General features: G+C 49.5%; 18 protein-coding genes and 1 rRNA gene. 7 read left to right on the top strand and 12 right to left on the bottom strand.

Features of this window, described 5'->3' with window-relative positions; all coding sequences use genetic code 11:
- Window positions 1–1,287, top strand: coding sequence for a glutamate-1-semialdehyde 2,1-aminomutase (gene hemL, locus BM318_RS07955; protein ID WP_092981971.1), 1,287 nt, complete (start codon window positions 1–3; stop codon window positions 1,285–1,287).
- Between the two features lie 9 nt (window positions 1,288–1,296).
- Here the strand turns inward: hemL and BM318_RS07960 are convergent, their stop codons facing one another.
- The 3 genes from BM318_RS07960 to BM318_RS07970 all read right to left on the bottom strand — a co-directional run bounded on the left by BM318_RS07960 (window position 1,297) and on the right by BM318_RS07970 (window position 4,323).
- Window positions 1,297–1,752: a hypothetical protein gene (locus BM318_RS07960; RefSeq protein WP_092981972.1), complete on the bottom strand. Its 456-nt coding sequence runs from the start codon at window positions 1,750–1,752 to the stop codon at window positions 1,297–1,299.
- A 77-nt stretch (window positions 1,753–1,829) separates the two neighbouring features.
- A complete protein-coding gene (locus BM318_RS07965) occupies window positions 1,830–2,255 on the bottom strand; it encodes a hypothetical protein (RefSeq protein ID WP_092981973.1) in 426 nt (141 codons plus the stop codon).
- A gap of 637 nt (window positions 2,256–2,892) precedes the next feature.
- Entirely contained in the window at window positions 2,893–4,323 is a 1,431-nt protein-coding gene (locus BM318_RS07970; protein WP_092981974.1) for an SLC13 family permease, read from the bottom strand.
- 148 nt (window positions 4,324–4,471) lie between these two features.
- Between BM318_RS07970 and BM318_RS07975 the strand changes: the two genes are divergently transcribed.
- The gene (locus tag BM318_RS07975; protein WP_092981975.1) at window positions 4,472–5,320 is read left to right on the top strand and encodes a tetratricopeptide repeat protein; all 849 of its coding nucleotides are present in this window, start codon (window positions 4,472–4,474) and stop codon (window positions 5,318–5,320) included.
- On the opposite strand, the gene lysS is transcribed toward BM318_RS07975, so the two are convergent.
- The 3 genes from lysS to BM318_RS14490 form a co-directional block, all read right to left on the bottom strand.
- Window positions 5,310–7,001 (bottom strand): lysine--tRNA ligase, encoded by a 1,692-nt coding sequence (lysS, locus tag BM318_RS07980; protein WP_092981976.1) that lies wholly within the window; start codon window positions 6,999–7,001, stop codon window positions 5,310–5,312. The two genes, BM318_RS07975 and lysS, sit on opposite strands and share 11 nt — an antisense overlap.
- 97 nt (window positions 7,002–7,098) lie before the next feature.
- Window positions 7,099–7,698, bottom strand: coding sequence for a TlpA family protein disulfide reductase (locus tag BM318_RS07985; protein WP_143099939.1), 600 nt, complete (start codon window positions 7,696–7,698; stop codon window positions 7,099–7,101).
- A 91-nt stretch (window positions 7,699–7,789) separates the two neighbouring features.
- On the bottom strand, window positions 7,790–8,848 hold the full coding sequence (locus tag BM318_RS14490; protein WP_092981978.1) for a helix-turn-helix domain-containing protein: 1,059 nt from the start codon (window positions 8,846–8,848) through the stop codon (window positions 7,790–7,792).
- Between the two features lie 83 nt (window positions 8,849–8,931).
- Between BM318_RS14490 and BM318_RS07995 the strand changes: the two genes are divergently transcribed.
- From BM318_RS07995 to lipB, 3 genes are read left to right on the top strand one after another with little or no spacing between them, the layout of a single operon-like run.
- Entirely contained in the window at window positions 8,932–9,087 is a 156-nt protein-coding gene (locus BM318_RS07995; protein WP_092982124.1) for a YqaE/Pmp3 family membrane protein, read from the top strand.
- 4 nt (window positions 9,088–9,091) lie between these two features.
- The gene (locus tag BM318_RS08000) at window positions 9,092–9,856 is read left to right on the top strand and encodes a hypothetical protein (protein ID WP_092981979.1); all 765 of its coding nucleotides are present in this window, start codon (window positions 9,092–9,094) and stop codon (window positions 9,854–9,856) included.
- Between the two features lie 31 nt (window positions 9,857–9,887).
- Window positions 9,888–10,589: a lipoyl(octanoyl) transferase LipB gene (gene lipB / locus BM318_RS08005; RefSeq protein WP_092981980.1), complete on the top strand. Its 702-nt coding sequence runs from the start codon at window positions 9,888–9,890 to the stop codon at window positions 10,587–10,589.
- Here the strand turns inward: lipB and BM318_RS08010 are convergent.
- The 6 genes from BM318_RS08010 to BM318_RS08035 form a co-directional block, all read right to left on the bottom strand.
- Window positions 10,586–11,320, bottom strand: coding sequence for a TapB family protein (locus BM318_RS08010; protein ID WP_245759771.1), 735 nt, complete (start codon window positions 11,318–11,320; stop codon window positions 10,586–10,588). The genes lipB and BM318_RS08010 overlap by 4 nt on opposite strands.
- A 9-nt stretch (window positions 11,321–11,329) precedes the next feature.
- Window positions 11,330–12,685 carry an OmpA family protein gene (locus BM318_RS08015; protein WP_092981981.1) on the bottom strand — a complete coding sequence of 452 codons (1,356 nt, stop codon included), beginning with the start codon at window positions 12,683–12,685 and terminating at the stop codon, window positions 11,330–11,332.
- 107 nt (window positions 12,686–12,792) lie between these two features.
- A complete protein-coding gene (locus BM318_RS08020) occupies window positions 12,793–15,246 on the bottom strand; it encodes a hypothetical protein (protein ID WP_092981982.1) in 2,454 nt (817 codons plus the stop codon).
- Window positions 15,247–15,263: 17 nt separating this feature from the next.
- Window positions 15,264–15,860 carry a ribonuclease HII gene (locus BM318_RS08025; RefSeq protein ID WP_092981983.1) on the bottom strand — a complete coding sequence of 199 codons (597 nt, stop codon included), beginning with the start codon at window positions 15,858–15,860 and terminating at the stop codon, window positions 15,264–15,266.
- Between the two features lie 35 nt (window positions 15,861–15,895).
- Window positions 15,896–16,612 carry a hypothetical protein gene (locus BM318_RS08030; protein WP_092981984.1) on the bottom strand — a complete coding sequence of 239 codons (717 nt, stop codon included), beginning with the start codon at window positions 16,610–16,612 and terminating at the stop codon, window positions 15,896–15,898.
- Window positions 16,609–20,901, bottom strand: a complete 4,293-nt coding sequence (locus BM318_RS08035) for a thrombospondin type 3 repeat-containing protein (RefSeq protein WP_092981985.1) — start codon at window positions 20,899–20,901, stop codon at window positions 16,609–16,611. The genes BM318_RS08030 and BM318_RS08035 overlap by 4 nt, the downstream gene beginning before the upstream one ends.
- Window positions 20,902–21,062: 161 nt before the next feature.
- Between BM318_RS08035 and BM318_RS08040 the strand changes: the two genes are divergently transcribed.
- Complete coding sequence (locus tag BM318_RS08040) at window positions 21,063–23,075, top strand: putative porin (protein WP_092981986.1); 2,013 nt, start codon at window positions 21,063–21,065, stop codon at window positions 23,073–23,075.
- 491 nt (window positions 23,076–23,566) lie between these two features.
- A 16S ribosomal RNA gene (locus BM318_RS08045) occupies window positions 23,567–23,675 on the top strand; the annotation flags it as partial.

Genomic DNA, 23,675 nt, shown 5'->3' on the forward strand with positions numbered 1-23,675 from the left:
ATGCGTTATCAAAGAAGCAGCGCCTTGTTCCGCGAGGCGAACACCGTTCTGCCCGGGGGTGTTAATTCCCCGGTAAGAGCATTTAAAGCGGTAGGAGGAACCCCTGTTTTTGTCAAAGAGGCCTCCGGTGCCCACTTCACCGACGAGGACGGGAACCGCTATATCGATTACATTTCCTCCTGGGGTCCCCTTTTATTTGGTCATGCGTTTGAACCCGTGCTGCAAGCTGTAATCCAACGCGCAAAAAAAGGTACCTCTTACGGGATGCCCACTGCCCTGGAAACCGAATTGGCTTCCCTGGCCGTCTCCATGGTGCCCAATATCGACAAGATCAGATTTGTCAACAGTGGTACTGAAGCGTGTATGAGTGCCATTCGCTTGGCGCGTGGCTATACGGGGAAACATAAGATCATAAAATTCGCCGGATGCTATCACGGACATGCCGATGCTTTCCTGATTCAGGCTGGGAGCGGCGCCGTTACCTTTGGTAGCCCGAATAGCCCGGGGGTCACTCCGGGAACCGCCCAGGACACCCTGCTGGCGCGTTACAACGATTTGAATAATGTACGGGAGCTGGTAGCCGCGAACCGAGGAGAAATCGCTGGAATTATTCTGGAGCCTGTTGCTGGAAATATGGGGTGTATTCCCCCTGCCTCCGGGTTTTTAGAAGGGATTCGGGAACTCTGTGACGAGGAAGGTATTCTCCTGGTGTTCGATGAGGTAATGACCGGGTTTCGCCTGGCAGCAGGAGGGGCTCAGCAGGCCTTGAATATCAAGGCGGATATTACTGCTTTTGGAAAGGTAATAGGGGGTGGCTTACCCGTAGGTGCTTTTGCTGCCTCTGCGGATATTATGTCCCACCTGGCTCCGGAAGGACCGGTCTATCAGGCCGGAACGCTGAGTGGAAACCCGCTGGCTATGGCTGCGGGATTGGCGATGCTCACTGAAATGAATCGGGATCCTGAGGTTTTTGAGCGTCTCGCAGATAAGACTGCCTATTTACATAAGGGCCTTGAAAAAACGCTTCAGGAGAGAGGAATCCCCCATACGATCAACCGATTTGGATCGATGATCAGTTTACATTTTACGGCGGAAGCGGTAGTCGATTTTGATTCGGCTGCCCTGGGAAATAACCCGGATTTTAACCGGTATTTCCACGGGATGCTGGATCGGGGTGTTTATCTTCCCCCAAGTGCGTTTGAAAGCTACTTCCTGAACGATGCGCTTTCCTATGAAGATCTCGACAATACCATAGCGGCAGCCGAGGAACTGTTTTCGAATTGGTAGTATCTTAGATTAGCCCTCAGGCAATACTTCGCGTAGTTCTTCGCCATAAGCCGTTTCCAGTGCTTTCAGGCGATTCCGGTACAAAGGCGATCTTTTTTGTTTCTTCCTGCCATAGGCGTTGCCCTGTCCGCGATTCAATGCGCCCTTTAACGTAGCATTGCGACCTCGGGCCGCCCCGCTTTTAACTTGTTCCTCCCCGTATGAAGATTCCAGTAACTCCCGGGCTTCAAAGTATTTGATACTGGCCTTCTGGAGTTTCTTTATTTTCCCCGGATTTTCAATTCCGTGTTGACGGGCCAGTCGATTTGCCTCTTCAATTCCTTTTTGCGCTGCAGATTCCACTACAAGAGTGGGTTTAGCGTTGGATTTTCTTTTGCCCTTTTTTCCGGAGGACCTTTGAGCAACCGCTACTGTAGAACTCAATCCCAAGACCAGGAGTACTGCAATTTTGAAGAGGTATTTCATCGATAAGACTTTATGACAGAACGCTTTCCCTGTCGGTTTCGTATAAAAAAAGCAGGACCGCAGTCCTGCTCCTCGGGTTAACCCCGATGCTGTCCGCGGCGGTGATGGCCATCCCGTTTATGTGGGGAACGGTTCCTGCGTTGAGCCATTTTGCGGTGCTGATGTTTTTGCCACCGCTCGTATTGCTCATCATTCAGAATGTTTTTTAGCTCAGCCTTTAGGGCCAGTTGCCGGTTTAGTTGTGCATTGCGGCGCTCAAAACGATCGATTTCGCTTTTGTCACTCGCTTTCTGAGACTCCCGGATTTTCCGGGCTTCCGCAAACTCCGCTTCCAGGAGACGGGCTACTTGCTGTTGCTGATTCTCACTAAGATCCAGGTGCAAGGCCATTTCTTTGCTTTTGAGCGTGGCGCGTTGCTCTGGACTTAGTTGCTGGCGCTCGCCTTTTTGAGCACTCAGGGTCAGGGTAGCCAGCAAGGCGCTGGCTGCGATCAAATGTTTCATATCATCTGCTATTAAAGGTTATGTCCTTTAGAAGTAAATGCGTACGAAACGTTTAATGTCCTTTCGTGTTTTGTGAAGGAATTAACAGGGGGAAAAAGTTAGAGAGCAGGAAGCTGGTCGGCTACTACCGCTGTTTTCGCCAATTCCGTTTGCGATTGCTCAGCTTGAACATGCTGGTTACTTTCAACGAAATAGCAGATGGAGGCACTCATTAGAAAACAAGCAAAGTAGATTAAGCTTTTGGTTTTGTAAGTTTCCATGATTCGGGGGTGATTTTGTTTGAATCAAACTTAGTTTCTAAAAAGGTCTCATTTTGTGATTTGTGGCGAATCTGCCCTTTTTTGATGTTAAAACCCCTCCTCTTGTTGTCAGCTCGATGAATGGAAACCCCCTGAATATGGGAGGTTTGGCCGTTTATAGAAGATATGTGCATTTTATCGGAATGCTAAGAATAGGTTAAACTACCGCTGCGGATGTAACAATTAATTCTGACCGCCGTCTTTTAAATAGAAGCCCTGGGGAACAGGGTTTACTTCTATTGATAGCATATTCTCATTTTGCGTCAATTATTTGAATTAGTCAGCGGTAAAGCCCTTGCATCAGCAGGGGCTTTACTTTTGTGGTAACCGGGGCACTATTAGAAAAGCAGTGGGATCACAAACTGGAAAAGCAAGACGAGGAGTGCAATAGATATGCAATTCAGGATAAAGCCCACCCGGGCCATCTGATGCACTTTGATATAGCCACTGGCAAAGACTATGGCATTGGGAGGTGTGGCCATGGGTAGCATAAATGCACAACTACTGGCTATCGTAACCGGGATCAATAAGTGCAACATAGGGATTTCCAACCCGATAGCAATTCCCGCCACCACGGGGGCCAGCACGGCAACCAGGGCAACATTACTCATGAGTTCCGTCATGAACAACATCAGGGAGATTAACAGGAAGGCTGTAAAAAGTATACTGATCTCGCTCTGTGCGATGGCGCCTGAAACGATATCGACCAGTCCGCTGGCCGACATTCCCCTGGCCAGCGCCAACCCACCCCCGAAAAGGATGAGTATCCCCCAGGCCAGGCGGGAAGTGTCTTTCCACTCCAAAATAAATTCCCCCCGCTTAAAATTGAAGGGTAGGGCGAAACACAGGATGGCACCAAACATACTGATCGCTGTGTCTGTCAGGCCCAGACCAGGAATCAGGTCGTTGATCAGGGTGCGGAATATCCACAGGAAGATCGTGATGCCAAAAATGAGTAGTACCCGCCTTTCTTTGGCACTGGCCGGTCCTAATTTGTGCAACTCGTCTTTTATGACATCCCGGGAAGCTGCGAACTCCAGACCCTTACAGGGAAACATCCATTTTACGAGTACGAGATAACAAATGGTGATCAGGATGAGCGATACCGGAAGGCCAATGGTCATCCACCGCAAGAAGGAAATTTCGATGTTATACTCGTTTTCCAGTAACCCGATCAATACGGAGTTCGGCGGTGTACCAATCACCGTGGCAATTCCTCCTGCATTCGCGGAAAAAGCAATCCCGAGCATGACGCTCAGGGCAAAATTCTTATCCTTGGCGGTGAACCCGTCTTCGTCGGCAATGAGCAGGTGGATGACGGATAGGGCAATAGGAAGCATGACCACCGTACTGGCCGTGTTGCTAATCCACATGGAAAGGGTAGCCGTGGCAATCATAAAGCCCAGGATCACACGCTGCGGCCCGGTTCCTGTCTTATTGATTATCGTTAAGGCAATCCGACGGTGCAGGTTTACTTTTTCAAGGGCAAGGGCCAGCACAAATCCACCAAAAAACAGGAAGATGATCGGGCTGCCATAATTGGCCCCGACATCCGGAAGTTCCATAATTCCCAGCAAGGGAAAAAGCAGTAGCGGGAGCAGGGCTGTAACGGAAATGGAAACGGCCTCGGTAATCCACCAGATTACCATCCAGGCAGCCATGGCCAGCACCTTGTCGCCTTCGGGGGAGACCAGGCCCCCCGGCCAGAAGGCCAGTAGTAAAAAGACGAGCGGCCCGGCTATCAGGCCTATTCCCTTTGTGCGTTCCATAGATGGAAGAATTGCTGGCCTAAGCTAGGGTTTTTTTTTGTGACACTGGCCGGTAATATGCGCTGGCCCAACCAAACGTCGCGTTCACTCAAAGTCGCTTGATTTGCCTGGTTGGGTTTTTCAAATTGTGATTCCAAAGCAAGAAGTTATGAGAAATCTGGTCCTTTTAGTTGCAATTTTTTCTGTATTCACCGGGATTGCGCAGTCCACTCCCAGAACACCGGAAAGCTGGTTCGATGATTTAACGGATTTATACTACGACGGGGATTACTGGCCCGCCCTCCTGGGGTTTGAACGATTTCTCGCCGCCCATCCTTACTCCGAATTGCGACCCAGGGCCATGTACAATCGGGCTAGTTTGCTCCGGGAACTCGGTAAATCCGAGGAAGCCATAATCGCCTTTAAGGAGATTATGAAATCTGATTTTGATGAATTGGAGCCCTATGGAGGCATTATGGAACAATATGCGTTGTTCAAGAATCGAAGCGCTGCACACCTGGCCGAGCTCTACCTGGAAGCCAGGCAATACGACAAGGCGGAAACCTATGTGTATCTATACGACAAGGTGTATCCCTACAAGCACTTCTGCGGAAATGAACTTACAGCAAGTGCCATTTACAAGGCTTCGCTTTATGCGAGGGTCTACTTTGGTCAGGGGAAATCCGAGAAGGCCATCAAGACCCTTTTACCCCATGTTTTTTACAACGGCCTGGCCGATAATGGCCAGATTACCGAACTTCTTGGAGAATATTTACCCAAGACCTACGATCGCGATCAAATGATTGCAGCCCTGGAGGAAGCTATCGGTAACTTCCGCCCCAAAAACAAAGAATTTGGCTATCTCAAACTGTATGGCGTCAAGATACCCGTGCAATCTTATGCCTTTTACGATTGGCAGTATCCAGTAACCGAAGACGTTGAAAACTTAAGCTGGAATGCGAAACTGAGTATGCTACTCGAGAATCATCCGGTTTTCGGGAGGTATTTTAACCTGTAAACCGGGCGATCAGGGCATCGTGGTCTTTTGAAATTTCGAGCAGTTCTTTCTGGCGCAATCCTTTGGTTACTTTGTCCCACTTTTTGTTGCTGAGGCCACTCTGGGATTTCAAAGCTCCCAGTTCCATCTCCCCTTGGGTTTTTAAGATGTCAAGCACTGCTTTTTCCTCTTCGCTCAAAGCGATCGGTTTCTTTTCAGGCTTCATTTGTGGAAAGAACAGCACTTCCTGGATGGAAGCGTTGTTGGTAAGCAACATTACCAGCCGATCAATTCCAATCCCGATACCCGAGGTGGGGGGCATTCCAAATTCGAGGGCGCGCAGGAAATCCTGATCGATAAACATGGCTTCATCATCGCCTTTTTCAGAGAGACGAAGTTGTTCTTCGAACCGGCGCCGCTGGTCGATCGGGTCGTTCAACTCGGAATAGGCATTGGCAATTTCCTTTCCATTGACCATAAGCTCAAAACGCTCCGTAAGCCCCGGTTTGCTTCGATGTGCCTTGGTCAGCGGGCTCATTTCCTCCGGATAGTCAATAATGAATGTAGGCTGGATGTAGTGGTGCTCACAACATTCCCCGAAAATTTCATCGATGAGTTTGCCGACACCCATGGTTTCATCTACCTCCAGATTCAGCGATTTGGCAACCTCGCGCAATTCCGATTCCCCCATGCCGCTAACGTCATGGCCGGTGTGTTCTTTGATAGCATCTAGGATGGGTACACGAGGGTATGGTGCTGTAAAGTCAATCAGGTGCTCTCCTACCTGTACCCGGGTGCTCCCGTTGGCTTCGGTAGCCACCCGCTCCAGTAATTGCTCCGTGGTATCCATCATCCAGAAATAGTCCTTGTAGGCCACATAGAGTTCCATTACGGTAAACTCCGGGTTGTGGGTGCGGTCCATTCCTTCGTTTCGGAAATCCTTGGAGAATTCATAGACGCCGTCAAAGCCCCCTACAATAAGGCGCTTTAAGTAGAGTTCGTTCGCAATCCTCAGGTAAAGGGGAATGTTGAGGGCATTGTGATGCGTAACGAATGGCCGCGCTGCTGCTCCCCCGGGAATGGGTTGCAGGATAGGGGTTTCTACTTCCAGGTATCCTTTCTCATTGTAAAAGGAACGAATCGTGTTGGTAACCTTGGTGCGTTTGACAAAAGTATCCCGGACTTTGGGATTTACGACAAGGTCTACATAGCGCATCCGATAACGTTGCTCCGGGTCATTGAATTCGTCATAGACATTCCCTTCGGCATCTTTCTTGGGCAGGGGGAGTGGACGCAGGGCCTTAGCCAGCACGGTAAAATTTTTGACCAAGACGGATTTTTCGCCTACCTGTGTGGTGAAGAGTTCTCCTTCCACCCCAAGGATATCCCCGATATCCAGTAGCTTTTTGTAAACCTCGTTATACAGGGTTTTGTCTTCCCCCGGGCAGATCTCGTCCCGGTTAAAGTACACCTGTATCCTGCCCGTACTGTCCTGCAGTTCCGCAAAAGAGGCCTTCCCCTGAATCCGTCGTGACATGAGCCGTCCGGCCAGGTTTACCGATTTGCCTTCCTCGTAGTGCTCGCGAATATCTCGCGTAAGGGTGTTGACCGGGTATTGGGCTGCGGGGAAAGGTTCGATCCCTAAATCCCTGAGCTTTTTTAGCTTATCTCTGCGAATGATTTCCTGTTCGGATAGTTGCATGCCTTGAAAAAGTAAAGTGCAAAATTACGTTTTTGCCGGCATATTTTAGAAGCGGACTTCAATTCCGATTGAGGGATAAGCATTCGAAGGCTACAGACTATTCCCCCTGTGCGTCCGGTAGCTTTGGGCTGCAGCTCAGCAGATCGCAAAGGTCGGCTTCCAGACTAATATTCGGGCGTTCGATAATCCTGCCGATTTCAACACCATTTTTCAGTAGAATAAAGGTAGGCACGCGCAGGATATTCTTACCGATGTGTTCCCCGTTTGGACTTTGCTTGTAAAATTCACTACGCCGATCCACGCCGATGAACTGGAGCTGCTCCATAGGGTAATCCAAACTTTGGAGCAGTTTCATAAATCGGGGAACTTCCCGTCGGCTATCTCCACACCAGGTACCCAGGAATACCTGTATGGCTACGTCGTTAAGCAAGGGTTTGAGATTCTTCAGCAGTGGGGTATCTGGGGTGTATTGTTCAACACCTGGGGTATACCAGTTTTGGTAGCTACCCTGTTCAAGGTCTTCCGGATTCATCGGTCCTACCAGGAAACGCCGCCCATTCTCCAGAACAATTTCCTCCGGATAGGTTTGGGCCGATACCCCGGTATTTAATGCGGATACGAGCAGGGTAAATAACAACATAAAAGGGTACAGGGTTGGCCGGGATAAAGACCCGGTAATCTTTGAATTCGCAAACATAATCGTATGGTTTTGCTTGCGAATATGCAGGAAGCCAGGGCCTGGAATCAAGGAAAACCGGGTGGGTTTAGGGACTAGACCCGGGGTGGATTTATAGTTTCAGCTGTTTTTTCAGTTCCTCCCGATTGCTTACACCAACCTTACTATACAGGTTATTGATATGGGTTTTAACCGTACTGTGGCTAATGAATAGTTGCTGGGCGATCTCTTTGTTCGTGGCATCGGAAAGGATGGCTTCGGCAATGCGTCTTTCCTGGGAAGTCAGTTTATCAGTTATCGGGGTGGAGTTCGTTTTGGCTTTGCGAAGGCCGCGGTATAAGCCCGCATTTAGAAGCAATGAAAGGAGTAACAGGCCTGCCAGCAACAGGGTAGGCCAGGGCAGTAAATCCGCATCGCCCATAAGCATGGCCTGATCGGCCTGTAATTCCCGGGCGTATAATTCGGTGAAGGAAGCTTCGGGATACTTTAGCTGCAGCCTTTCCAGTAAACCCTGGAAATAGGTGTCCGTTTGCAATTTATCGAGGTAGTGCTCCCGAGTAAGGCTGCTTCGCTCGGATAGGAAGGTATAGATATACAGTTCCGTAAGGGGTTCTCCACTGGCCAACCCCATCGCTTTCCACTTGTCATACCAGTGTTCGCTACGGAGTTTCAGACTTGCAGGACTTTGAACTTCGGCAAAATCCTGAGCCATAAACAGTCGTTCCTCTTCTACCGACAGCAGGTCCGCTGCGTTTGGGTTGGCAGCCTCAATAGTACAGAATATTTGGCCGGCAAAACTGCTGGGAAAATACAGGGTGTCCTGGTTGGAAGCGATAAAATTTATGGATTGTATCTGATCACATTGGGTAGCACTGTGTCCATTTTCCAGGGATTCCGAGGCGCATCCATCGAGGTGTATGCTGTAGATGCGATTGGAAATATTGAGCATGTTCCCCCGGAATTCAAACCTCCCCAGGGAATCGCTGCGCGTGCGGCTCACAAATTGATCCGCGTAGGGGCGGGAAGACTTCCTGAAATCCTCGATCAGGGACAGGTACACCTCCTTATTTGCATTTTCAGCGCCCAGTTCACCCGCGAAATAGTACTGGGCATGTAGCACACCACAGCTAAGCCACAGGCCAAGGAGAAGGATGTTTTTCCCGATAGTCATAGTTACGATTCTAAAAGTAAGGGAAAATGTAACATTTTCCACCCTGCTGCGACCTATGGTTGAATCGTATCTCCATTATCGTTTTGAGTCTGCTTCGTGTAATCCTGGCCATCTTATTCCCGCCGCTTGCCGTAATTGGTAAGGGTTGTGGATCGTTTCTGATTGTATTACTTTTAACATTATGCGGTTGGGTGCCCGGCGTTATTGCGGCCCTGATTATCCTCAACAATCCGAACTGACGACATGATTCTGAAAACAGCACAATTACGCGGAAGGGCATTGGCCTTTATCCCCTGCCTCGCCCTGACCCTTACAGCCTGTAATTTTACGGAGGACATCTACATAAATTCGGATGGTACCGGAAGTGTATCCCTGAGTTTTGATGCTTCGGAAATGATGGCCATGGCGGGGGCACTTAACGATACGGTGGAAAAAACCAAGGCTATGGATTCCGTGATGTATTTTTCCGATATTCTGGACGAGAAGAAAGATAGTATCGCCCAGTTATCTGCGGAGGAACAAGAGCGGCTGGAGAAACTGCGACCTTACCGTATGCATATAAAAGCAGATCCGGAGACGGAGGAGATGACCCTGTCCTTTGGACGTGATTTCGATGATATCGCTGCAATTGGGGATACTTTCGAAACTTTTCAGGATGCCAGTGCTCTGGAAAATACTCCGGGTGCGGGAGGAACACCACCTACCCCGGAAATTCGTGGCACCAGTGAAATGGAATTCAGCTTTAGGAAAGGGGTCTTTAAAAGGCAGACTACTATTACCGACCCGGAGCGGCACAAAATGAAGGCGGATAGCCTTGCGGAATCCGCATCCTTCCTTTCCGGATCTACCTATACCCTTAAAATCCACTTCCCTTCACGGGTTAAATCCACTACAGCATCTGAAGCTACCCTGAGTATTGATGGGAAAACCCTCATCCGGCAGGTCGACCTGGTCGACTACCTCAAGGATCCCAAAATCCTGGATCTGGAGGTAGTCCTTGAAGATTGAAGCTCTCGCGGCGGATGCCTACCTTTGCACTATGAATAAACAGGTAGCTGTCGAAGATCTCGGACTCATGGATTTTGGCGTGTGCTGGGAAGAGCAGGAACGTCGTTTTCAGGGTATCCTCGATATCAAAATTCGCAACAGGCGGGAAAACGCTGGTTTGGTCACCCCGAACTACTTTCTTTTTGTGGAGCATCCCCATGTGTTTACCCTGGGGAAAAGTGGGGATAAGACCAATTTACTGGCCAGTAAGGAAATCCTGGAATCCAGGGGGGCTTCCTTCTACCACATTAACCGTGGGGGCGATATTACCTACCATGGCCCCGGTCAAATTGTAGGCTATCCGATCCTTGATCTCGAGAATTTCTTTATCGATATCCATAAATACCTGCGCCTGCTGGAGGAAATGGTGATTCTCACCCTGGCCGATTATGGGCTTAAAGGGGAGCGTTCCAAAGGAGAAACCGGAGTTTGGCTCGATGTTGGAACATCTCGTGCGCGAAAGATCTGCGCCATGGGCGTGCGCGCCAGCCGCTGGGTTACCATGCACGGCTTTGCGTTTAATGTAAACACGGACCTGAGCTATTTTGATCTGATGATCCCCTGTGGCATACGGGATAAAGGCGTGACTTCCCTGCAAGCCGAACTCGGCCGCGCTGTGCCCACCCGGGAGGTAAAAGCACGCCTCCTCCATCATTTTATGGAACTTTTCGAGGCGGAGACCCAGGCGGTTTAACGGGAAATGCCACTCAACTCCATGCGGCTGATCAGCTTGCCATTCTGATTGTACGTTTCCGTCTTGACCATGCCCACTCCTTCGGCCAACCAAAGTTTCGAAGGAAAGGTTTTGTCGGCCATCATCATTTTTGATTGGGTGTTGCTGGAGATCACATAGCACTCAAAAGTTCCGGCCTCTGTGGTAATGGATTCCTTGGCTTCGACCTTGCGGTCAGTAGTGTTCACCTCCATATTCATGTTCATCGCTCCCATACTCAGTTTCATCTGAACATCAGCATCGGGGAGCTCCATGCCTACTTCCAGATTATTGGGAAGTTCCAGGTCGGTTCCTGTTATTTCTGCTTCCATTTGTTCCTGCTGGAGTAGCATGGCGCTGGAGAGTAAGGACTCGAAATCGATATGGACCACGTTGTCGTTACAGCTCATGGAATAAGACGAAGTGAATTCTTCTTTCCCCTTGGCGTTGGCAAACCCCATTTGCACCGTAGCTTCCACACCACCAGCGGTGGATGTTACCTCGGTGAATTCCTGCCATTGTGTACCTTCCAGTTTATCTTTCTTCCCGTAGAGTTTGTATTCCAAACGGACCCCTTCTTCGATGGGATAGTACGTGCTGCAATTCTGTGCCTTTAGGCCAGGACCTAAAAAAAATAACAAGAGGGTGGTTAAGGCAACAAGTGAGGCGGGCTTTAAGGGCTTCAGATTTGCAGGGTTTAGTAAATTCTTCATGGGATTGGCTTATTGGATTTTAATAAATTCAACGCGGCGATTCTTGGCCTTGCCGCTAGGACTGGAATTATCACTTACGGGTTCGGATTCGCCTTTACCAGCTACTTCGAGGCGTTCCCCGGAGACATTGTAGATGGTTACCAGGGCATCTTTAACAGCTGCAGCCCGGGCTTCGGATAGCGATTGGTTGGCTGCATCCTCGCCATCTGAATCGGTATGACCGATAATTTGAAGTCGCATGGCCTTATCCTGCATTAATACCTGCGAAATCTGTCGGATAACCCCCATAGATGTCGGCTGCAAGTTGGCCGATCCGGAATCGAAAAGGATGGCATTCGTGGAGATTTTGCCCTCTGCAAGCAATTTACGGCGCAAGTCTTCACCCCCTTTGGCTATTCTTAAGTTGGTAACGAATACCCTTTCTTTACCCAGTTTGGTTCCGGATAATTGCAGTTTGAAGTAGTCTACTGGGCTGCCGGGACCAAGCATCCTGGGGACGTCTACATATTTTTGTTCATTGATATACAAGCGATACCGTTGTTCATTAACGGCAATGGAGATATGTGGTCGACTGGTCATGATGGAACGAAGATCCGCCTTGATCGTATTGCTAATGGTTCGTTGTCGATCTACCTGGTTCCAAAGTCTTACGCCGATTGGGGTGTACTGGCAAAATGGAAGATAGACCCAGGCTGTATTGCCACCATATCTAAAGGTGTCGTTGTCGTCCAGTATTACCTTTAAAAGAGCGTTGGATGAAGTCTGTTTGTCCATCCCGATGCTCTCTATATCGAACTCAATAGTGTAATCATCGGGAAGGCCGCTTAGGTTTGCCACATAATAGGTGCTACTACCTGGTTGCAATTCGAACCATTTTCCACTGCCATCGTCAAAGCTTACGACTTCTCCTGTTCCATTCGTATTCCACTTGGCCGGAAAGTCGCCTATGAAATCATCTCCAAAATCATCGAAGAACAGGATTTCATCCCCGGGGACAAAATCGAATTTGCTGTACACTTCCAGGGATCGGGGTCCGGAAGCACTGCCCCCTACATTTCCGGTGGTACTGCCGCCTCCGGCATTTGGAGACTGCCCCTCATTTTGGCCGGTATTGGTATCGGGGGTGTCTGGAGGTACGGGGTTATCGGGTGCTTTGGATCCGGGTTCCAGGATACTGTCGAGTACCTGGTCTGTCTTTTCTGAGGTTTCCTTGTCGACACGGCGCTCAATGGTGCGTTCCGCGGCGCGCTCGGCGCGCTTACCTAATTTCTTCAGGAGCTGCCCATGTGCAGCAGGCAAACTAAATAGGCTAAACAGGATAAATACACCCAAAATCCTCAGGTGCTTTGTAGTATTGGTTTTCATGGTGTCTCGTAAGAAAGGATTAACTATTTGGAAGGTAAGGATTTCCTTCTAAAGTGATCCCTGTCGTTGTATAAGTCGCAGTCCAGAGCGTATCGATGGTAGCGACGCTATCGTTGGAGTCGATAGAGTGCAAAAGCACTGTCCCGGTAGCGCACTACCAGTTCGGGGTTACGATCCCCGTCGGTATCGGCCATATCGGGAATGCCGTTGGCTTCTACTGGGAAGCCGCTAACTCCCGAGGCATCGCTTCTAAACAAATAGAGCCGCTGACTTTGGATATCGGTCAGGGCCACATAGATGATATCGTAGAGGTAAAAGATAACAGGTCCGGTATACACCCCGAGATCCAGATCAGTGGTGTTTCCTTTTACCCGTAGCTGATTTTCATTGACCAACGCCAGGGTTTTGGCTGTCGCGAACATACCGTGATCCCCAGCCAGGCTAAAGGGGTTTCGGCCTATTTTGCCCCGGGGCGTTATGGTGACTAAAGTTCCATTCTTTTCGGTAAAGGCAAAGGCATCCCGGTAGTAGTAAACCCCATTCCCTGAAAAATCAAAGCGATCTTTAACACTTACCCGGGTATCTCCAACGCGGTTTCGAATTTCCAAACGTCCACTTTCTAACCGAAAAACAAGGTAATCACGGGTGCCAACCCTAAAGTGTTGGGGCGCACCGAGCACCGAGCTTCCCGCATCGGTGTATTTAAAGCCGCGAACTACTTTACCCTGTCCGTCATACATGTGTATTTTACTCCCCTGGCTAAATACCAGGCGGTAGTTTTGATTTCCTTCGTAGTCAAATACAGCCAGGGGTCCCAGATTTCCACCTGGAAACTCCCTGGGGAAAGGCGCGACATTTCTTCCATTCCGATCGAGGATCCAAAGGTTGCCGGGTGTGGTAAAGGCCATTTGCCAACGGCCATTTTTAAAGAGATCTACCTGCCCGATTTTTCCTTGAATGGGTCCTGACAAGGACTTTTTCCAGAACAATTTGCCGGTATCTGAATACAGGTATAACTGATGCTGATCGTCCTGTACGGCGATGTCCAGGCGACCGGTCAGGTGGTTTTTCAGGAAGAATGGCCCGGCCAGAATAGTACCTTCCAGTTTTTGGTTAAATACCATTCGCGTTCCGGTTCCACTGCCGGATGGACTCGCTTTTTTGCGAAACTGATATTCCAGTAAGTCCCGGGTCAGCGAGCTGTTGAGCTGAGCGGTGTATAAATAGCTGTCCGGGAGGGGTGACTGCAATGCCGCCGGTAAGGCAAGGATATTAGCGCTATCGGTCAGGTATCGGGACGATCCGGGTTCCAGGGCTATTGCAAGGGCAGAGGATTCTGAAGTAATGAATTCCTCCAGTTGGTCAAAACGCTCGCTATAACCAAAAGTACTTTTCCGGCTGTAGGCGCTAATCAGGTCTCTCAAAGCTTCCAAATCCTCAGAGAACACAAAATAGGAATCCAGTTGGGCCATATAAGGCAATTCGGGAACTGTATTAAGCAGGGGTTCAAAGGCTTCGGTTAACACCTCATTTGCCGTTAAGGCATAGAGTTGTATACCCTGGAAATCCTCAAGGGCACTGCTGAAGGGCCTGAAGGTTTCCAGGACCACATCGGGATTCAGGCTGCCCAATACAGTCAGGGATTTCGTCCCCGATTCCAGCAGACTCAGGGATTCTGAGCTTTCCACCAGGGCGGGGTAGGCGTTGCCCCGGGCCAGCCACTGCTCCTGGTTCGAAAGAAAGACCTGAGGTTCCTGAAGGGAATAGGAAAACATGGCCCGGGCGTTTTCCGGCATAAGGCGGAAGCTTTCCTGAAGGGGTAAAACCGGGATGCCACGCAATAATTTTCGTTGGTCCCAAAGGCTGTCGGGACGGATTTGCACCCCTTGTACCAATAGCGCATCCGAACGTAAATCCAGATCAAATGCCGACCAGTTTATCTGGTTTTGCAGGGGTAATTCCCCCAATTGAACCGGAAGCTTGCTAATGGGAGTGAGCAGCAGGTCCTTTAGCGGATGTTCTCCAGCTTCGGGAAGTAAAAGCGTAGCCGAAGCCCGCGGATTGGCCGTTTGCAAGGAGCGCTGGAGCAGGGGGCGTTGCTCCGGGGCAATTCGCTGCCCATTTACTAGAGCTTCTACAGGGCTTATCCTAACGAATCCTTTTTCCTGTTTCCGATGTAATCCCGTGGAGTCCGGCGCCACTGGGGAGGCCGATTCGGGCATGATAAGCAGCCAATGCTGTGCGGCTGTTCGCGTGGAATCTTCTGGAAGTATGGCGAGGAGCGCACCGTTTTCGATTTCTAGATTCAACACTTCCTCGACCAGGTCCATAATGCGAAAATTCTCGCTGGCCTTCCGGTAGGACAGGATCAGGCTGTTATTTCTGAAATCGGAACGAAAGCGTTCCGCATCGTGGATTTTTATGAGTGCAGTAGTCTGGGCAGGAATCCATTCCTCGGCCGCTGGATTATCCTGTATTTCTGGCAGACAGCCGCCTATGACAAGCACCAGGGAAAGCAGGGCCAGGGATCTAAGTACGAGTGACGGAAACCGTAGTTGCATTACCGTAAAAGTACTGCCTAGAATTCAATTTTCAACTGTTCTGGCAATAATCGAAACGATTTGCGATGGAAGGGTGTGGGGCCGAATTTCCGCAAGGCGTCTCGATGGGCTGCGGTTGGATATCCCTTGTTCCGGTCCCAGGCATAATCGGGATATTCCTCATGAAGTTCCAGCATATAATTATCCCGAGCAGTCTTAGCCAGAACAGAGGCCGCCGCGATATTGAGAAAGCGCCCGTCTCCTTTGATCAGGCAATGATGGGGGATGGTTTTGAAGGGTTTGAATTTATTCCCATCCACAGCAATCGCAGCCGGGGTTACCGTAAGCTGTTCCAGGGCCAGGTGCATGGCTTTGATAGATGCTTGCAGGATGTTTATGGCATCTATGGTTTCTGGAGGAAGGTGGATTACTGCAAAACTGAGGGCGGCCTCGCGAATTATCGGAGCCAACTCTTCCCGATGCCGTTCGGATAGCTTTTTGGAATCGTTGAGCAATTCATGTCGGAATCCAGGAGGAAGGATTACAGCAGCAGCCGTAACCGGACCCGCCAAACAACCTCGCCCTGCCTCATCAGTCCCTGCTTCACATTCGCAATGGTAGTAGGGTTGAAGCATGAGGCTGACAGGTATTCAGGATTACCCTTTTTTGTTTAATTCACCCGGAATTCGAACAATTCAGAGGTTGAGGTATTCCCCTGGGAGTCCACGCTCAATACTTGCCAGTAAAAGGTGGTGCCGGCTGTGAGATCGACTTCGATTTCCTGAACATCCGAGGTGCCTACGGAAGGCAGATCATTCGGATCAGTACCGAAGAAGACCTCATAACTTTCCAGGTCGTCGTCTACGTCTGTCGCTTCCCAGATAAGTACGAAGGTTGGCGTAAAATCAATAAAGCTTCCACGCTGTGGAGCAACAGCCTGTGCCGGGAAGGGGGCATAATTTTCAATACCGGGCCCCTCGTTAAAGAAGCGCCAGGTAGGACTGGTGGCCGTTTCGTTTACCCCATTAGCCCTGCTGATAACGAACCACTCAAACGGGGTTCCCCGGGCAAGGCTGATATCGGCTTCATTGGTACTGGCGACAAAGGTGCTTTCGTCGTTTGTATCCAGGTTACGAATAACCACCTCATAGGTGTCCGTATTCTCGGAAAGTGTCCATTGGAAAGGTATACGACTGATGTTTTCGTTCACCACGGTTCCTTCGGTACACTCCGTATTATTCTCAGGAAAAATTAAGGCAACTGCCGACGGTGGGGTAGCCTGTGGCCTTGGTTCCGGCTCAGGTTCCTCTCCGCCTCCGCCTCCGCCACCACCACAGGCGACCAGGCACAGTAAAGCACAAAATAAGACTCCTTTCTTCAAAATCATCGCTTCACTATTTTATAGATTTTCAATCCGTTATCGGTGCGTACATTCAGGACATAAATCCCTGAAGGATAACCGCTCATGTCAAATTCCACCTCCGTTTTATCCTCCTTGAGGGTTTTGGCAAATACCCGGGCCCCATTGAGGGAGTAGAGGGTTAGTTCGGATTCCACCGCCTCAGGCCCGAAATAGATATTCAGGATTTCATTACCTACCGGGTTGGGGTAGATCAGCGGCTCTGCCTGCAGCACAATTGTTTCTGTGTAGGCGCCCTGACAGCCCAGCTCGGTGCTCACTTTAAGCTCGTTTATCGGTTTATCCAGCGTCAGGCGAATGCTCGAATCCGTAGTTCGGAACGAACGCCCATTGAGTTCAATAAAGTATTCATTACCCCCTTGCAGATCGAGTTCTACCTCTGGTGCGAGGGAACTGATCCGGGAACTCACCGACAGCGGATCGGGCTCGGTTACGGTGAGGTTGTAACACTGCTGATACTCCGGCTGCCCTTCGACAGTTATGCAAAGGGTGTAGCTTCCGGCAACTAAATTTTCGAATGTAACCGCTTGTGTGAAAGCTTGCTCGCTCGAGCCGCTTCCGTCATTTAAAGTAGCGGTGTAGTTCAACTCCGTTTCGGCCATGACTTCGATAAAACCATTGTTGTTGGAAATACAGGTTTCACCTACTGCGCGAACGCGGAAATTACTTGGCGATAACGAAAAGACCTCACACCCATCCGTATCCACAATGGCGCCCAGCGGCGTTCCAGAACAAAGGTCCTGAGCATTCGGCACCCCGTCATTATCATTATCCGGATCACAGACGTCTCCAATGCCGTCGCCATCGGTATCGGCCTGATCGGCATTGGCCGTAAAGGGGCAATTGTCTTCAAAATCCAGGATTCCGTCGTTGTCGTCGTCATCGTCACAGACATCCCCGATACCGTCGCCATCGTTGTCGGCCTGATCGGCATTCGCCAGAAGCGGACAATTATCATTGATGTCAAGAACGCCGTCATCGTCGTCGTCCTCGTCGTCTATAAGTTCGGTAACACCTAGGTTGTCGATAATTACACCTTCCTGGAATACAGAAGGATCAGAATGGAATACAAAACGGAAAATAACGTTGTTTTCTCCGGTCAGATCTGTTTCTCCGTTAACCGCATTCAACGTGAAATTATATGCATATTCCCGAAGTTCGCCATCGGTACCGGTCCATTGTGCTCCCGGACAAAGTTGGCAGTCGTCTGCGTTGCCCGAGGAGGCATTCGTCCGATCGCTGTTGTACCAATTGGGCTGGCTGTTAACAGAACCCAGCACATTCCAGCTTTCTCCACCATCCAGGGTATACTGTACGTAAAGAATATCAAAATTGATTTCCAGGTCGTAAGCCATAGTAAACTCCAGGGTCGGAGCTCGCATGGCCGACAAGTCATAGCAGGAGGTCAGGAGGAAGGATTGGGTAGCATTGCTGTAGTTCCCATCCAGGTTGGTTCCGTAAACCTGCTCACCCGAGGCCGCCTGATTCAGGATATCCCCGGTCGGAATTCCGCGTTCCCAAAGGCTTCCACCCCCGGTACTATTAAAGGTAACCAGGTCACTATTGGCGCTTTCAAAGGTGTTAATAGAGTTCGCTGGCTGGTTGGAATTTACAATTACCTGGGTCTGCGAGGTATTATTATCCGTAAAGGCATCCCCCAGGATAGTTACACTGGCCTCGATCAAAATTTCCCCCACTTCACTGGCGGCAATGGCAGGTAAGGCAATGTTCCCTGTAGCACCGCTGGCCAGGTCAATTGTGGCTGTGAAGGGCGTCTGATTTACACCATTCAGGCTGTAACTGACTTCGACTTCGGTTATGGGGTCCTGTCCGCCGTTTTCTATTTGCAACTCCGGGATAACCTCCCCGCAAACAACCGTTCCACGTTCGGGAAGTACGGCTAACATACGTACGTCGGACGGGGGCAGTTCCACGGGTATTGGAGAGACCCATACTCCCCGACCATAGGTAGAGGCTGCAATTATTCCGTCATCCAGACTTATGCCGAGATCACTAATCGTTGTATTGGGTAAACCTGTAAAGTAATCCTCCCATTCCGTCAGGGTATCGTCGAGGCGATAAACCCCCAGGCTGGTACCTACATAAATCGGGTTGGTACTACTCCTACCCTGGTGAACGATACAGAAATAGGCCTGATCTTCGGGCAGGTTATTGGTAATTTCCTCAACGATTCCGTCATTCCCATCGATGGTAATTTTGAACACCCCGCGATCGACCGGTTGGAAGCGCTGAGCAGTTCCAACCCGGCTGGAAGTCACTACATAGGAAATCAGATTGTCATTCGAATTAATAGCGATGTCAGCGATCGGGGAGGGTAGGGTGGCCACTCGTAAAAAACTGGCCCCGGCATCCTCGGTGTAATACAGGTCACGCTCTTGCGCCACATACATCACCTGAGGGTCCGTGGTGGAAATTTCAATGTCGTCAACGCCTTCGCCAAGGCCCAAAGAGGCTTTTTCCCATCCGGAACCGGTAAAGCGATAAAGGGCATCGAAACCGGAGTATACCTCTCCATCGGGCGCAATGGCCAGGGGAGTAATCCAGTTTCCTTGTTGTGGGCGATTGTTATCGTCCCGCGGTGGACCAAAACGTCCCAGGGATTCTCCACTGTCTGCAGAAACATTCAGGGATCCTCCAAACTGAGTAAATCCATAAACTAAAGAGGGGTTGTTCGGATCAATGACATTGTCCATTCCGTCTCCTCCATGGTAATTGTTCCAGGCTCCTCCTCCGAGAATCTGTCCGCCATTGTCCTGCAAACCACCGGTCATTATTCCCGAATTCCCCGGGGCAACGGATAAGCGATAGAACTGCCCAACAGCAGCGTTTGCGGTTTTGTCAATAAAGGTCTGGCCTCCATCTTCGGAAACATAGATTCCTCCATCGGTACAGGCGAATACTTTATCGCCAAAAATCTTAATGGTATGGATATCCGCATGGCTGTAGGCTTCATCTTCAATGAACCACTCGTTGAGCTTGTCAAAATTGTCCCCGCCGTCTGTGGTTTTCCAGATGTTCAGACATCCCATATAAACTTCGTCCGGATTGGTTGGGCTCACTTCCAGGGCCAAATCAAACCAGGCTTGTCGGGACTCAATAATATCGTCACGGTTCAGGGCTACCTGAAAAGAATCTCCACCATCTGTAGACTTGTAAAAGCCCTGGTAGCTGTAGGCCTCAGCACCGGTATTTGTACTCAGTACATAGATTAATTCGGGATCTGCCGGAGTTACAGCCAGAAGTACCCGTCCATTATTGGCCGGGAGATCTTCCGAGCCGATTTCCTCAAAATCCTGCCCGCCATTGGTCGAACGGTAATAGGTTGTATTATTTCCACCCCCTAGTATGTAGGCATTGGTAACGGTATAAATGGTGTTCGGATCGTTTGGCTTTAGCTCGAGATCCGCGATGTAACCGTTGCGCATCAAGTCCCAGCTGTCTCCTCCATTAATGGTTTTGAACAGCCCGTCGCTGGTAGCTGCCCAAAGGATATCCGAGTTGGTTGGATCGATGATTACCTCAGAAATCAGAGAAGCGACATCGGTGGTTTCCGGGTTAATTCCTGTTTCATTCCAGGTTTGACCCCCATCGAGGGATTTGAATATTCCTATACTGTAGGAATCGTAGGCATCGTCGTCTCCGGTGCCGATATATATAATGTCTGAATTGTTGGGGTCTATTGCAATAGCGGAAACTCCGATTTGTGGAAACTCGTCGAAGAGGTTTTCCCAGGAATCCCCGGCATTGGTAGATTTCCAGATCCCCCCTGCAGGAGCTCCGATGTACCAGGTATTTTCATCGTTAGGATCTACGGCAATGGCGTTGATCCTTCCGGTACCGGACAACTGTCCGGGAAATACTCCGGGACTTTCGGGTCCTACCGAAGTCCAGTTACTGGTTGGGTTCTTGGCAAAAGCCGCGTTTTGTTTCGCTTGCCAGGCATTCCAGATCTCTTTTGGCGCCGGCAGGTATCCCTCTTCATCCATGAAGTGCTGCCAGTAGTATTCCCAGCGCTTGAAGGGTTTGTATCCACTTCCTTTGGCAAAGCGGTCTTTGTCTTCCCAATACTTCTCAAAAGCAGCAGAAATTTGCGGGAGGGTATAGTTTGGGTTGGATTGCCTCGCGGCAGGAGAAGCTTCCTTGTTGAGGGATTGCATCCACGGTGTGCCCGGGTGGTGCTGACTCATAAGGGGTACAGCCGCAAGCAAGCAGCCTATCAAAAGCAGGCGTTTCATAACCAATTTTTCCGGTAAATATGTTCAAAATTATTGAGATCAGCAATTCCGTTCGGTATGCTGGGTTCAAATACGGATCAGCGGTAAGCTTTAACTTATGTCGCCGTCAGGCGATTAAACTTTCACAAATTCTTTAGAACAAAAAAGATACCTTTGACCCTGTGAAGGTCGCACATCGCAAGTTATTACTCAGTCTTGCCCTGCTTTGGCTTACTGCTTCCGGGGCCCAGGTGGTCAATCCTACCCTCAGGCAGGACGATAGTTTTCCTCAGAATAACAACTTTCCCAATGACCCAAATCGGGAAACGCGGGATGTCGGACAGGTCATTACCGATCCCAATCTGAAAATAACCGATTACAAAATTATCTCCCATCAGCGGGATACCACTTTCCTCGATACTACGCTTACCATAGAAAAGGAATACCGCTACAATTTCCTTCGACAGGACGATTTTGAATTGATGCCATTCGCCAATATTGGCCAGCCTTATAATCGGCTTGGAGCAGACTTGCGAAGGGTTAGTCCCTTCCCGGGAATCGGCGCCAGCGCTCGAGATCCGAATTATATCGATCGGGAAGAGGTGTCGTATTACAATGTAGCCACGCCCACCACAGATTTGTTTTTTAAGACCACCCTGGAACAAGGACAACTGCTGGACGCTATGGTAACTACAAATTTCAGCCGGCGCACAAATTTGTCCCTTGCCTTTAAGGGGTTCCGATCTCGTGGAAAATACCAGCAGGAGGAAGTAACGTCCGGGAATTTCCGGGCAACATTTAACCATCAAAATAAAAAGGGAACCTATACCATGCGCGCCCATATCGTAGCTCAGGATATACTGGCGCAGGAAAATGGGGGGCTGGCCAACTCGGAAGCGCAATTCGAAAGCGGGGATTCAGATTTTACCGATAGATCCCGCCTCGATGTTCGTTTCAACAACGTGCAGAACCAGCGCAATGGGAAGCGGTATTACCTGGATCATTCCCTTAAGTTACTGGGCAAAAAATCCGATAGTACCGTATCCTCAAGCGGAGTGTACCTGGGGCACCAGCTCACTTACGAAACGCAGTGGTTCCAATACAATCAGAACACCAATAACACGGCTTACTTCGGAGACGCCATTTTTACACCAGTTAAGGACCAGGCTTATCTGAAGACTTTTGACAACCGCTTGTCGCTGCATTGGGAAAACAAATACCTTGGGAAGTTGGGCGGCTTTGCACAGCTTTTTGACTACCAGTATTTCTTTCGCAGTATCCTCATCACTGAAGAGCAAACCATCCCGAGCAACCTGAGCGACTCAGAAGTCTTGACCGGCGCATTTTGGGAAAAGTCTTTTGGTCCGATCTCGCTGCAAGCCGAAGGGGGGCTGGGCTTGATCGGGGACCTGACGGATTCCTACCTCAATGCGCATATTAGGATGCCCCTGGGAGAAAAGTTTAGCCTGGATGCCGGGATACACCACAGCGCCCGGAAGCCGAACTTTAATATGCTCTTATATCAGTCGGGTTATGTCAATTTCAATTGGGACAACAGCAGTTCTTTTGAAAATGAACAGGTCCAAAGTCTGTTCGGGCGATTGGAATCTGATCGCTTCGGTACCATCGAGGCGCGCTTGAGCACGATCAGCAATTTTTCCTATTTCGCCTCTTCAGCTACTGCAGAGCAAATCGGGGAAGGAAGGGAGCGGGAGTTTATCCGTCCGGTCCAACAAAGCGATCAGGTGAGTTACCTGCGCCTGAAGTATCAGAAGGAATTTAAGTTTGGATCCTGGGCTTTGAACAATACCGTTTTATATCAGGAAGTAGATCAGTCTGCGGATGTGCTCAACCTGCCAACACTGGTAACCCGCAATACGCTTTATTTTTCCAGCGAGGTTTTCAAAAAGGCCATGTACCTGCAGACCGGGGTAACCTTCAAGTATTTTACTTCCTATTATATGGATGCCTACAATCCGCTCATGGCGGAATTCTATGTACAGAACCAGGAAAAGCTCGGCGGCTTCCCGATGCTCGACTTCTTTATCAATGCCCGGGTACAGCAGACCCGGATATATTTGAAGGCCGAACATTTTAATTCCTTCTTCAGCCAGAATAACTTCTTTGCAGCACCCGATTATCCCTACCGCGATTTTGTGATCCGGTTCGGGTTGGTTTGGAATTTCTTTTCATAACGATTTTTTCTCCTGCTTCTGCAGTCTGAGCCCTTTTGGGATGTTACAGGTTTCCGAGCCTAGGTCTTTGAGGCTGAATGCTTTGGGTTTTCCGCCAGTTATTTTCAAATAATTTTCCACTGTAACTATTTGAAAAACAATCGCTTAATTCTTTAAGACAATTTTAAATCAAAAATTTCTTCATGCAGTTTGTGGAAGCAAGAAATACCTCCTATATTTGCACCCGCTTTTGAGGGGAACCTTGGGGGCGAGAGAAAAAGGAAGCCGTCGTGAGGCGGTTTGTTTTTTGTTCATTGACATAATGACATACAGCATTAAGTGTAGATCCCTTCCTAGCCGGGGGGAGCTATAACTTGGTAAGTACAAACAACATCCGTCAAGGAAATATTAAAAAAACCTGGACCGAGTTGGGAGGGCTTTTGATCGGGGGTTTTGCTGGTGGTAAGAGGATTTTAAATAATCTTTTATGATCTCACCAAATTTAAGAATCTACGATGAAGAGTTTGATCCTGGCTCAGGATGAACGCTAGCGGCAGGCCTAACACATGCAAGTCGAACGGTAACATAGAGAAGCTTGCTTTTCTGATGACGAGTGGCGCA

This window comes from Robiginitalea myxolifaciens, from assembly GCF_900115205.1.
Taxonomy (GTDB): Bacteria; Bacteroidota; Bacteroidia; order Flavobacteriales; family Flavobacteriaceae; genus Robiginitalea; species Robiginitalea myxolifaciens.

Bases quoted from the DNA above. Each gene is read 5' to 3' on its own strand.
- BM318_RS07975 (WP_092981975.1), top strand. From the start codon at position 4,472: ATGAGAAATCTGGTCCTTTTAGTTGCAATTTTTTCTGTATTCACCGGG.
- lysS (WP_092981976.1), bottom strand. From the start codon at position 7,001: ATGCAACTATCCGAACAGGAAATCATTCGCAGAGATAAGCTAAAAAAG.
- BM318_RS08010 (WP_245759771.1), bottom strand. From the start codon at position 11,320: ATGAAGAATTTACTAAACCCTGCAAATCTGAAGCCCTTAAAGCCCGCC.
- BM318_RS08000 (WP_092981979.1), top strand. From the start codon at position 9,092: ATGATTCTGAAAACAGCACAATTACGCGGAAGGGCATTGGCCTTTATC.
- BM318_RS07970 (WP_092981974.1), bottom strand. From the start codon at position 4,323: ATGGAACGCACAAAGGGAATAGGCCTGATAGCCGGGCCGCTCGTCTTT.
- BM318_RS08030 (WP_092981984.1), bottom strand. From the start codon at position 16,612: ATGATTTTGAAGAAAGGAGTCTTATTTTGTGCTTTACTGTGCCTGGTC.
- BM318_RS08025 (WP_092981983.1), bottom strand. From the start codon at position 15,860: ATGCTTCAACCCTACTACCATTGCGAATGTGAAGCAGGGACTGATGAG.
- BM318_RS08035 (WP_092981985.1), bottom strand. From the start codon at position 20,901: ATGAAACGCCTGCTTTTGATAGGCTGCTTGCTTGCGGCTGTACCCCTT.
- BM318_RS14490 (WP_092981978.1), bottom strand. From the start codon at position 8,848: ATGACTATCGGGAAAAACATCCTTCTCCTTGGCCTGTGGCTTAGCTGT.
- BM318_RS08015 (WP_092981981.1), bottom strand. From the start codon at position 12,685: ATGAAAACCAATACTACAAAGCACCTGAGGATTTTGGGTGTATTTATC.
- BM318_RS08020 (WP_092981982.1), bottom strand. From the start codon at position 15,246: ATGCAACTACGGTTTCCGTCACTCGTACTTAGATCCCTGGCCCTGCTT.
- BM318_RS07960 (WP_092981972.1), bottom strand. From the start codon at position 1,752: ATGAAATACCTCTTCAAAATTGCAGTACTCCTGGTCTTGGGATTGAGT.
- hemL (WP_092981971.1), top strand. From the start codon at position 1: ATGCGTTATCAAAGAAGCAGCGCCTTGTTCCGCGAGGCGAACACCGTT.
- BM318_RS07965 (WP_092981973.1), bottom strand. From the start codon at position 2,255: ATGAAACATTTGATCGCAGCCAGCGCCTTGCTGGCTACCCTGACCCTG.
- lipB (WP_092981980.1), top strand. From the start codon at position 9,888: ATGAATAAACAGGTAGCTGTCGAAGATCTCGGACTCATGGATTTTGGC.
- BM318_RS07985 (WP_143099939.1), bottom strand. From the start codon at position 7,698: ATGTTTGCGAATTCAAAGATTACCGGGTCTTTATCCCGGCCAACCCTG.